Source organism: Acinetobacter sp. CY79 (genome assembly GCF_059515845.1).
On the sequence record NZ_JCAKMY010000032.1, the window covers coordinates 26,206 to 37,244 of the forward strand.

The following is an 11,039-nucleotide window of genomic DNA, read 5'->3' on the forward strand; positions in this document are numbered from 1 at the left end:
ATAGGAGCTCAACAGAATTCCATATATTGAGCTCAAGATACTTTAAATTATTAGGGTATTTCAAATGGCGAAAGAGGCTTTTATTCTTAAATCATATTTCATCTAACGTTTAGGTCTAAGAATTTTCATGCCTGAATTGATTGTTTTCGATGAAAATAAAATTATACTTTTTGTGGAATAGTTTTTTTATGAACACGATGATTACTCTAAGAAACTACTGAATTTTTAGACTCTACAAGTTCATAGAATAATGATCTGTCACAGGCCTAAATCTTTATATAATTTTAAAAATTTTTCCACTTAAAGAACTTTGGAAGAACATTTCAAAGCTTGGTCTAATATCTTCACCGTCTATTGTAATATGCTTGATATTAGAATAAGACTGGGTCACTTCAAACTGGTGATCTACCGTGGCTTGAATGGCGTGTTTAATTCCAAATTGATCTTTTACATTGATATTTTGTTTCAACATTTGTATTCCTTTAATAAGAGTGAAGTGTTAAGAACACTTAAACGTCAGTTAATTTCTTATGAATTAACTTTATGACTTAATTTAAACAATTGATTTGAAGATATATAAAATGTACGACCATCTAAATTTAAATCAACTTCTAGTCCAGAGGACAGCAAAACTCTTTTACCAACTTCAACTTGTTTGAAGCCTTCACGTGTATTTTGCATTCGGACAAGCGGAATTAATGTAACTGATATCTCATTACCATTTATAGATTTTGCAACTAAATCATTTATTTTTAACAATTTAAATTCCATTTATTTTTAATCAAAAAAAAACTAACTTTTAATTAAATTTTAAAATATAAAAAAGCACTCATAAGTGCTTTTTTAGACTGTTAACTGTTACTTAGATAGCAACAATATTTACAGCGTTAGGACCTTTTTGACCTTGAGCAACACTAAATTCAACCAATTGACCTTCTAACAAGGTTTTGAAACCTGAACTGGCAATTTCGCTGAAATGAGCAAAAACATCTGGACCTGATTCTTGTTGGATAAAACCAAAACCTTTAGTTTCGTTGAACCACTTAACAGTACCTTTAACAACATTTGAGTTTGACATAATATATCCCATCAATTTTTAATAATTTTTAGTCACTTTACTGACTGGTGTTAACTTTGAAATAATAAAGAATGAGACTTAAAATCTGAAAAAAACGAAGGATTATGAATAAAACTGCGATGCTTAAAGAAGATTTAGCGAAACAAGACTTTTTTCTAGTTAAGTGAACTATACACTAAATTTCGAATTAATCAAGTTTTCTAATACAAATATAAAATTTTATAAATAAAATAAATATAAGTCTCTTTTTCTATTTTCCCCGTTTCATTTGCTTTGAGTGTATTCATTATCAAGTTCTAAATTCAAACTGTACTCTTTGAGTTAATTATCTCTCTAAGTTCACGTTTCATGTGAAATCAATCATGAGATCTTTGATAAATATAAAGAAAAAAAGCACCCTAAGGTCACTACTGTCCCACAAATATCAAATGAAGAGCCTCAATTGAGGTTCTTCATGTTTTAGCCACTTTTTATGAGGTTGAAACAGTGATCTCAGTGGCTTCCTTTCAAATAAATTTACCTGAATCATTCGTAGTAAGCGCTGAACACTCCAGCCTTCCTGCCCCATGTGCTTAGCAAAGCTCATCAATAGATAGGCGATTAATGCAATCCAGATTTGTGTTTCTATCGCATTACGGCTTCGACCTAGAAAAGACTTCAATTTTAAATTCTGCTTGATCGCTTTGAAAAACAGTTCGATCTTCCAGCGGTCTTTGTAAATCGCTGCGATGGTCGATGCAGCCAAATGAAAGTTATTGCTGAGAAATTCAAATGTTCTTTTCTGGGTAGCATCATAAAATTCTATTCGTCTTAAACGTTTAGGTGCTCCTCTTTTCTGCGCGTGGGTACTGCTCAATTCAATCCATTCATCGGCAATAATTCCTTTGCACTGCAACACCTTTCGGCTTGATTTAACTCGATAAACTGTCTTTGGACGAAGTCGAGTCACAAAACTAACATTCTGATTGGTCAACTGAGCAAACCATTGATAATCAATATATCCTTTGTCAAAAACCACAATGCTTTCACTGGGAAATTGAAGTGTTCTGCCTTGAACCATATCATTTTCGATACCATGTCCAAGCACAACGAATTCAGGAATGGTGTGGCTATGATTTAAGCCAACGGTCAGTTTGATACTGGCCTTGGACTCATGGACTTTCGCCCATTTACATAATGACAATGAGAGATCGATATTGGCTTGCATCAAGTGAATAGAGTGGATTTTTAAATCGAAATTTATGAGCAGTCTTAGAATTTTCACAGTACTGAAGCAATTGGGTGAACAATTGCTGGTAAAGACAAGCGGGCTGTTGTTCATTAATTCTTGCGAGAGTGCTTCTGGCGATCGGCTTAGCGCCGAGCTGATGGAGCTTGTCCTGCTGGGCTTCGAGATTAGATTGAATATCTCTAAGGCTTTGTCGACATGACAACTGTGACATCAAGATGGCGACAAACTGATCCCATCGGGTGGCTGATCTTAGCTTTTGCCCACGGTGATGCTGTTTGGCGATACGTTCAAAATCTTGTCTTACAATAGGTTTAAGCAATTGATGAAATACGGTATTCTGATGTGACAAAACCTGAGTCCTTATCGTTAAAGTGTTGTTTGGCACTTATATTTTAACGACTTTAAACTCAGGTTTTTTATTTAAAGCAAACTGTGGGACAGTAGTGCCCTAAGGTACTTTTTTTAGAATTCAAAAATTCAATTTATGGCTTAACCACAACCAAAACTTGAATCGCTTCTGGCGTTACAGATAAACCATCGAGTAACCCTAAGCCTTCTTTTTGCAACTTTTGCAAACGTGTAATTTCATCTTCACGAATACTTGAGTTGAACTGTTTTAAATAGCTCAAACGGTCAATTTCATACTGCCATTTGCTACTATAAATTTCTTTCGCCTGTTTTTTCAATTCAGGCAATGCACCTTTTGCGATATCTAACGCTTGTTCATAACGTTGTTCAACCACATCACGACGTGCTTTCACCACCTGACGGCAACTGTTGCCATCTAAATGATGTAAATAAGGTTTCAAAATTTCAGGTGCAATTTTTTGCGATAAATCCTGCCCTTTTTCACTCAACAACACACGAATCAACTGCGTTGGTAAGCTCGCAGGAAGGTTCAATGCTTTTGGTGCAACGACACCCACCTTAAACCACACTTCTAACAATACAGAACCTTGTGGTAGTGCCGCCGATTTTAACAATGCGACATTGGTGCTACCAAAGGATTGAGTATTAATCATTTCCATCACGCTTTCAGCAAATGGATGCTCCAGCGTGATGTACTGTGCATCTTCACGGATTTGTGCTTGATCACGATAGAAAGTCACGGTCATACCATCTTCATCCAATGGTAAACCTTGTACTTGCATTTGATCGGTTGGCTTAATAATGACAGTACCATTGCTTTGCTCATCAAAGTCGATATTGGTCGATGCCATAAAGCGTTTCATGAACATAGGCAATAAGCTATTGTCATCGTAATTTTCAAGCGCAGTGACAATTTCTTGGGCCACCATCGGACGACAAGAGTTGTATTCAAGTAAGCGGTCACGACCCGATTGCAATTCATCTTCGAGTGCTTGACGTTGAACGTTCACCGCTTCGAGTACATCTTCAAACACTTGACCTTTATCAGTCAACAAGCACTCTTTTAAATCAATAATGAAGTTTTCTTGAAGTGTTTGAGCCGTTGGAGAAATACTACTGAAAATATTCAATGCTTCGTTATACCAACGGAACATACGCTCTTGCGCAGTTCCCACTAAATACGGTACATGAATTTGAATACGGTTTTCTTGACCGATACGATCTAGACGACCAATACGTTGTTCGAGGACATCTGGATTGGCAGGTAAATCAAATAAGATTAAATCCGAAGCAAACTGGAAGTTACGCCCTTCTGAACCAATTTCTGAACACAGTAAAATCTGAGCGCCATACGACTCTTCTGCGAAGTATGCCGCAGCTTGGTCACGTTCAAGCAAGCTCATACCCTCATGGAACATTGCGGTACGAATACCAGCATGGATACGTAAGGCATTTTCAAGCGCTTCGACCACAGGACCACTACGCGCAATCAGCAACACTTTTTTGTGCTTTAACTGCGTACGTAGCATTTCCATGATCCAAGACACACGTGGATCATTTTCCATCCAAGCGCCATCTAATTGTGCTTCTTCAGGCCACATTTGCTCACGCAGCTTGCCGTCTTTAGACCAGCCTTCGGGTGCAGGTAAAGGTGCAGGCTGACAATCACGGCCTGGGAAACCTTGAATTGCTTCACGAGTATTACGGAACAATACACGTCCTGTGCCATGACGGTCTAATAATTCATGAATCGCACGGTAACGTTGTTCAGGCTCATCTTCAATTTTATGACCCAATAACACTTCGACAGCATTTAAATGCTCAGCTTCAAGTGGTGCATCCGACATTAAAGCTTCTGCAATTGAAGCTGTTTGTTGATATTTTTCTTCTTCATCTAAGAAACGATCAAGCGAACTAAAACGTTGCGGATCAAGTAAACGTAGACGTGCAAAATGGCTTTCTACGCCCAACTGTTCAGGTGTCGCAGTTAACAGCAAAACACCTGGGGTTTTTTCTGCAAGTTCTTCAACTAGGTCGTAACGGTCATTTCCGCCGTTTTCTTCAGACCACATTAAATGATGTGCTTCATCGACAACCAGTAGATCAAAGCCCGCTTCGATTGCCTGTTCGCGCAAGTCATCATGGTCAATCATCAAATCGACCGATGCAATGATGCACTGTTCAGTTAAGAATGGATTGAGTTCTGGATCATGCTCTTTAATCGAAGCTGTACGAGTTAAATCAAAAAGTGAGAAATTTAAATTGAAACGGCGACGCATTTCAATCATCCACTGATATTGCAGTGAATCAGGCACTAAAATCAGGATACGTTCCGAACGACCTGTTTTGAGTTGTTGATGGATGATGAGACCTGCTTCAATGGTTTTACCCAAGCCCACTTCATCGGCAAGCAATACCCGCGGAGCAAAACGTTTACCGACTTCATGTGCAATATATAACTGATGTGGAATCAGTCCAACACGCGCACCGACCATGCCTCGGAGTGGGCTATTTTGCATATTGGCTTGCATTTGTAATGCTTCAATCCGCAGGTCATACCACTCTTTATAATCCACTTGGCTTGCCAATAGACGATCAAGGGGTTTAGACAATTGAATGGTTGCGCCTAAACGTGTTTCGTTCAAAGCTTTACGTTGTTGAGTGCCATCTTCAAGGGTACGAATGACATCATAACGAATAACGCCATTTCGCTCTTCCAAAGCTTCAACTGTCCAAGTAATCCCTTCTTGGTCTTGGAGTTCATCTTTGACATTAAATACAATACGAGATAAAGGTGCATTGTTACGTGCATAAACACGAGTTTCATCACTTTTAGGGAATAGAATGCTGATCGAGCGTTCATCTACATCAATCAATACACCTAATCCAAGTTCTGTTTCCGTGTCTGATAACCAACGTTGACCAATAGCAAATTGCTGCAATTTTTTTCCACCTTATCTCAAGTTAGGACTGAAAAACCAATGCTCAATCAGGAGATTATTTGAACAAAGTTTAACGTCTTTAAGCAATATATTTTGACATAAAGCCCACTAAAAAGTGAGCAAAATTTGGGAATGTTTCACAATTTTTCCATTCAGCTTGTCTTTTACAATGAGGGCAACTGAATTGAATTCAAATCAAGATCATTGATTCAAATTGATCAATTGTGAAACTAAAAAGGAACGGGACTATGAAAATCCATACGCTCCTCAGATATCGGATGACTAAAGCTTAATCTTTCTGCATGTAAACAGAGTCTTGGCATTAATGCTTGATGCTCAGGCGCCGCATATAAGGTATCACCAACAATCGGATGACCTAGATATTGCATATGAACGCGTAATTGATGAGCACGACCTGTAATCGGTGTCAATTTAACCCGAGTCACAGCCTGACCCTCTATTTCGAATTGCTCAAGTACCTGCCAATGGGTTAATGCAGGCTTGTTATGGGTTTCATCTACAATGTGAAGTGGTGGTCGAGATGGATCATAAATCACAGGCACATCAACTGTACCCTCACCTTCAAGATGCCCCACCACGAGTGCTTGATAGGTTTTATCGGTTTGGCGTTCTTGAAACTGGCGAGAAATCGACTTTTGACCGGCTTTGGATAGACCAAAAACCAAAAGACCTGAAGTGTCGCGATCTAAACGATGAATCAGTAAAGTTCGACGCTCTTCTTTGAGTAGACGATTGATTGCACAATCTTGTAAATCTGCAGTTTTTCCAGGAACGGAAAGTAGACCTGCAGGTTTATGAATGACCATAAAATCTGGATCACGATGAATGAGGTTTTCCTTTAGAAAGTTACTCAAAGTTCAATTCCTATCAGATCGTGAAAACAAGCCGGCAATGATAGAAAGCTTCGCCCAAAAATACAATCTTGTATTTGCGAAACTTGGTGTTTTTTTCACTCTTTATCTGAAAATTCGACAATTTATCAGCGACTGACCAACCGAAGATTTCTTCGATCAAGATTCATATTTTTAACCATTGGATCAAATCAACTAAATTGATCCCCTTTTCAAAATCTTCATAGCGAATATGAGCGCCATTTGCACGCCATAGCCCCGTTAAACTCACGATACCCATTGAATCTAAACCATAGCGTCGAAGATCACAGTAAGGATCAATTTCCAAAGTGTCCATGTCAAGTTGTTCAGCAACAGCCAACAATATCCCTTTTTCCGACAGGATAAACTCAGTGGGTGCACTCAGCGTCCAAAGTCTTAATGCGGTTTGAGTATTTATGTGATGTAAACCCATAGCGACAATAGCGTTGATCCAGTGGATATGCTGAGACTTCGATTCTAAACATATCGCATCATCAATCATGCAAATCTGCTGGGTAATGGAGCTGATATGCTGAATAACCGATTTAATCGTCGGAGTAATCTGACCTGCAATAATGATTTGCTTATTTTGAGAGACATAATCTCCTAAGCTCAGCATTGCATTCATGAATTGCTCAGGGTTCAAATCAAGCGCTAGAATATCGAGTGCTTTGGCTTTTTTTGACAATGCGATCAAATTCTCTGAGAGCACACTGCCCTCAAAATGACTCATTTGCCTAAGTGATTGAAGCCCAACCATCACCAAAACACATTGTGAGGATTCAAGACGCCATTTGGCTTGACTCAAATCCATTTCAACTTTTTTAGGCAGTGAATACAACATCAATATTCAGATTTAATCTGCCAAAGCTAAAAATACATCAATCGCATGTTGCGCAATTTGTGCATCTTGATGTGATTTCACACCAGATACACCGACCGCACCGACCAATTGACCTTGATACAAAATCGGTTCAGCCCCTTCAAGCATGCCTGAAATTGAACTGACAGTTAAGAATCCGAGCTGACCATCTTTAATCAGTTCTTCAAAAAGGAGTGTCGGTTTACGGCTGAGCGCTGAACATTTGGCTTTTTCAATCGCCAAATTGGCGGTCATTGGAGAAGCGCCATCCATACGCTTCATCGCCAACAAGATTCCTGTTTCATCAACCACAGCAATACTGACATTAAACTTTTGATCAATGGCATATTGATGTGCACGTGTCAGTAGAAATTCAGCATCTTCCAACGTTAAATAGTGCTTAGTCTTCATTTTTAATCGCTATCCCTGAATTTTATACTTGAGACTGATCTGTTAAGACTCAGCCTGACACAAAAAACCCGCAGTACTGATACTACGGGTATATCTTAATTGATTTTATACAAAAATATTATTTAATGCGTGCAAAAACTGCTTTAGCTGCTTGAATTGTGTACGCAATATCTTCATCTGAGTGCGCACTTGAGATAAATCCTGCTTCAAATGCAGACGGTGCTAAATTCACCCCTTCATCAAGCATGCCGTGGAAGAATTTACGGAACATGTCAACATCACATTTCAACATCGAATCAAAACTGGTGATGTCTTGTTGATCTGTAAAATACAAACCGAACATACCACCGACTTGTTGCGTTTTAAATGCAATACCGGATTCATCCGCAGCAGCTTGTAGACCAATCAATAATTTCTCAAGTTGTGCAGTCAGTTTCTCGTAGAATCCTTCAGCACGTAAATGCTTAAACATTTCAATGCCTGCACGCATTGCCAATGGGTTACCTGACAATGTCCCTGCTTGATAGACTTTACCTAAAGGTGCGATGCATTCCATCACTTCACGCTTACCCCCAAATGCACCGACTGGAAGCCCTGCACCGATAATTTTACCTAAAGTCGTTAAATCAGGTTTAACGCCATAATGCGCCTGAGCACCGCCTAGCCCCACACGGAAACCGGTCATCACTTCATCAATGATAAAGACTGAACCATGTTCATCACAGACATCACGAATGGCTTGTAAGAAACCATCAATTGGTTTCACCAAGTTCATATTGCCTGCTACAGGCTCTACAATCACACCTGCAATTTCTGAACCGAATTTCGCGAAACATTCTTTTAAAGTTGCAATGTCATTGTACGGAAGCGTTAAAGTATGTTTTGCAAAATCCGCAGGTACACCTGCAGAAGTCGCCTCACCTTCACCACTCGTTAACAAACCTGAACCTGCTTTTACAAGTAAAGAATCTGAGTGACCGTGGTAGTTGCCTTCAAATTTTACAATCTTGTCACGACCTGTGTAGCCACGCGCCAAACGAATCGCGGTCATGGTTGCTTCCGTGCCTGAGTTGGTCATACGTACCAATTCAATTGAAGGCATGATTTCACAAATGATATCTGCAAGTGTGGTTTCATGCACCGTCGGCGCACCAAAGCTTAAACCGTCAACTGCTGCTTCTTGAACTGCTTTGATGATTGCAGGATGTGCATGACCCAAGATCATTGGCCCCCAAGAACCCACATAATCTACATAGCGTTTGCCATCGACATCATACAAAAAGGCGCCTTTCGCTTTTTCGATGAACACTGGCGTACCACCCACGCCATTAAATGCACGTACAGGTGAGTTCACGCCACCTGGAATATGTTTGCTGGCTTGTTTAAATAATTGTTCTTGCTTTGCAGATAAAGTCATGGAGATTCTCAACTCAAAAATTTAAATGATTTCAATAAATAAAAGCGCTTAGGCTCGTTCAGCAACCTTAAGCATTTTCAGTAAATAGCTCAGACCAGTCATAGACACGTTGAGCAACCACTGACATTGAACCACCCAATACGTCACTGATCACAGCACACAAATCAGCACCTGCCGCAATGACTTCAGCCCCATTTTCAACCGTTAAGCCACCAATCGCGCAGATTGGCACATTGAGTTTTTCTTTAGCGAGTTTTAAGGTGTCAAGACCGATATTACCCGCTTCAGGCTTGGTCTCTGTTGCATAGATTGCACCAAACGCCACATAGTTTGCACCATCTGCAATCGCTTGCTCAGCGAGTTCAATTGAATTGTTGCAACTGCGACCAATCAACACATTTTTAGGAAGACGTTGTTTGGCTTCAACAATTGAACCATCGCCTTGGCCCAAATGCACACCTACGCCATATTGCACCGCGGTGTCTAAATCATCATTGATCACAAAAGGCACATTGTATTGATTACACATATTTTTCATGTATTCAATTTCATAGGCTTGATTTTCTTTCGCCACATTTTTACGACGATATTGCAAAACAGCTACTTCATAGGTCGCCATTGCGCCTTCTAATTTCGCCAGTAACAGCTCAATCGGATCATCATTGGTAATTAAATATAAACCGCGCATGGTTAAATCACTCAAAGCAAATACAAAAATTGTGTCCATTATAGGACAAAGCACCGTGTGATCGCATTTGTTAAATTCAACAAAATAGAAAGCTCAACGATTGACGCTACTGATTACAGATAATTTCAGAAATTTGACAAACAAAAGATCATTAAAGAACTCAAAATAGCTTATTTATTGATTGTTTTGCGAGCAATAAATATCAACATTACTCAAAAGTAACCGACAGGTTTTACAGTCGGCTTTTTAGGGTATTTTGAGATTGTTTGAGATGGATAACGTATGATTTTTTTAATAAGAAGAATAAAGTTTGCATAAGAACCATTATGCTAAGTCATGTGGTTTTAATCGAATCTTAGCAATTCGACAAAATGCGATTCCTGAACATAGCCCACAAAGTGTAGTTAGAGTGATTGCTAAAAAATCAACTTCTCTAGTTGGACTACCATTGAACATTCTCATATACATTCCGAAGGCAGGAAATGCTATTAGAGAACACCATAAACACAAATAAATTGCGGATAGAGAATTTATTCTACTGAGTAAAAGAGCCATAGGTAATACCATTACAAAATTTATGATACAGGTAAAAGGAAGAGCAAATATCATAATGATTAAGAGAAAACCTAATACCTGAATAAACTCCAACAGATGAAAATCTTCCATCAATATAAAGTTTGCTAAAATTGCCGCTAAAAAAGGTAAAGGAGCTATGAGAGAGGAAATTAATGTAGCTTTTATTGGATTTTTAATACCGTTCTTTTTCATAAGATGTATCTATAATTCAGAGGCAAATAGGTTTTAAACAGTTTTGTCGTATTAAGAATTTTAAGTTTTTCTAAAAATAACATAATATAACCCGAATCCTGCTTAAGGCAATGAGACAATTCATCTTAAGATTTATGCATCATTTTGATCATAAAAAAGTATTTACCTTGATCTGATAGCACTAAAAATTAATCATAAAATTACATTTAGCTTATGATTTTAAAGAAAAATCCTTATCCGCGATTCGGGTTAATATAGCTAAAAATCCAATATGAGCTACAATAGAAAAAACACTAAGATTTAGGATCATGCCAAAAACATATTCTGTCGATTTACGCGAAAAAGTCATGCAGTTTTATAAAGAATCACAGCATAAATCC

10 protein-coding genes and 1 pseudogene are annotated in these 11,039 nt (G+C 38.5%); all 11 read right to left on the minus strand.

Features of this window, described 5'->3' with window-relative positions:
• Nucleotides 1-274: 274 nt before the first annotated feature.
• Nucleotides 275-472, minus strand: a complete 198-nt coding sequence (locus AC5YCE_RS12850; protein ID WP_496126928.1) for a hypothetical protein — start codon at nucleotides 470-472, stop codon at nucleotides 275-277.
• 56 nt (nucleotides 473-528) lie between these two features.
• Nucleotides 529-759 carry a hypothetical protein gene (locus AC5YCE_RS12855; protein WP_496172296.1) on the minus strand — a complete coding sequence of 77 codons (231 nt, stop codon included), beginning with the start codon at nucleotides 757-759 and terminating at the stop codon, nucleotides 529-531.
• Nucleotides 760-862: 103 nt separating this feature from the next.
• Nucleotides 863-1,078, minus strand: coding sequence for a cold-shock protein (locus AC5YCE_RS12860; RefSeq protein ID WP_005105001.1), 216 nt, complete (start codon nucleotides 1,076-1,078; stop codon nucleotides 863-865).
• 424 nt (nucleotides 1,079-1,502) lie between these two features.
• Nucleotides 1,503-2,658: pseudogene (locus AC5YCE_RS12865) on the minus strand (IS4 family transposase).
• Between the two features lie 133 nt (nucleotides 2,659-2,791).
• On the minus strand, nucleotides 2,792-5,620 hold the full coding sequence (gene rapA / locus AC5YCE_RS12870) for an RNA polymerase-associated protein RapA (protein ID WP_496172297.1): 2,829 nt from the start codon (nucleotides 5,618-5,620) through the stop codon (nucleotides 2,792-2,794).
• A gap of 230 nt (nucleotides 5,621-5,850) precedes the next feature.
• Entirely contained in the window at nucleotides 5,851-6,495 is a 645-nt protein-coding gene (locus tag AC5YCE_RS12875) for an RluA family pseudouridine synthase (RefSeq protein WP_496172298.1), read from the minus strand.
• A gap of 163 nt (nucleotides 6,496-6,658) precedes the next feature.
• Nucleotides 6,659-7,357: an acyl carrier protein gene (locus AC5YCE_RS12880; RefSeq protein WP_496172299.1), complete on the minus strand. Its 699-nt coding sequence runs from the start codon at nucleotides 7,355-7,357 to the stop codon at nucleotides 6,659-6,661.
• Nucleotides 7,358-7,369: 12 nt separating this feature from the next.
• The gene (locus AC5YCE_RS12885) at nucleotides 7,370-7,786 is read right to left on the minus strand and encodes a GlcG/HbpS family heme-binding protein (protein WP_496172300.1); all 417 of its coding nucleotides are present in this window, start codon (nucleotides 7,784-7,786) and stop codon (nucleotides 7,370-7,372) included.
• 118 nt (nucleotides 7,787-7,904) lie between these two features.
• Nucleotides 7,905-9,203 (minus strand): glutamate-1-semialdehyde 2,1-aminomutase, encoded by a 1,299-nt coding sequence (hemL, locus tag AC5YCE_RS12890; RefSeq protein WP_496172301.1) that lies wholly within the window; start codon nucleotides 9,201-9,203, stop codon nucleotides 7,905-7,907.
• Between the two features lie 67 nt (nucleotides 9,204-9,270).
• Nucleotides 9,271-9,891, minus strand: coding sequence for a thiamine phosphate synthase (gene thiE, locus AC5YCE_RS12895; RefSeq protein ID WP_496172302.1), 621 nt, complete (start codon nucleotides 9,889-9,891; stop codon nucleotides 9,271-9,273).
• Between the two features lie 324 nt (nucleotides 9,892-10,215).
• Nucleotides 10,216-10,659: a hypothetical protein gene (locus AC5YCE_RS12900; protein WP_496172303.1), complete on the minus strand. Its 444-nt coding sequence runs from the start codon at nucleotides 10,657-10,659 to the stop codon at nucleotides 10,216-10,218.
• Nucleotides 10,660-11,039 lie beyond the last annotated feature (380 nt).

What these genes read in the sequence shown, in the direction of transcription:
- AC5YCE_RS12850 (WP_496126928.1), bottom strand. Translation starts at nt 472, where the DNA reads ATGTTGAAACAAAATATCAATGTAAAAGATCAATTTGGAATTAAACAC.
- AC5YCE_RS12860 (WP_005105001.1), bottom strand. Translation starts at nt 1,078, where the DNA reads ATGTCAAACTCAAATGTTGTTAAAGGTACTGTTAAGTGGTTCAACGAA.
- AC5YCE_RS12880 (WP_496172299.1), bottom strand. Translation starts at nt 7,357, where the DNA reads ATGTTGTATTCACTGCCTAAAAAAGTTGAAATGGATTTGAGTCAAGCC.
- AC5YCE_RS12885 (WP_496172300.1), bottom strand. Translation starts at nt 7,786, where the DNA reads ATGAAGACTAAGCACTATTTAACGTTGGAAGATGCTGAATTTCTACTG.
- hemL (WP_496172301.1), bottom strand. Translation starts at nt 9,203, where the DNA reads ATGACTTTATCTGCAAAGCAAGAACAATTATTTAAACAAGCCAGCAAA.
- thiE (WP_496172302.1), bottom strand. Translation starts at nt 9,891, where the DNA reads ATGCGCGGTTTATATTTAATTACCAATGATGATCCGATTGAGCTGTTA.
- AC5YCE_RS12900 (WP_496172303.1), bottom strand. Translation starts at nt 10,659, where the DNA reads ATGAAAAAGAACGGTATTAAAAATCCAATAAAAGCTACATTAATTTCC.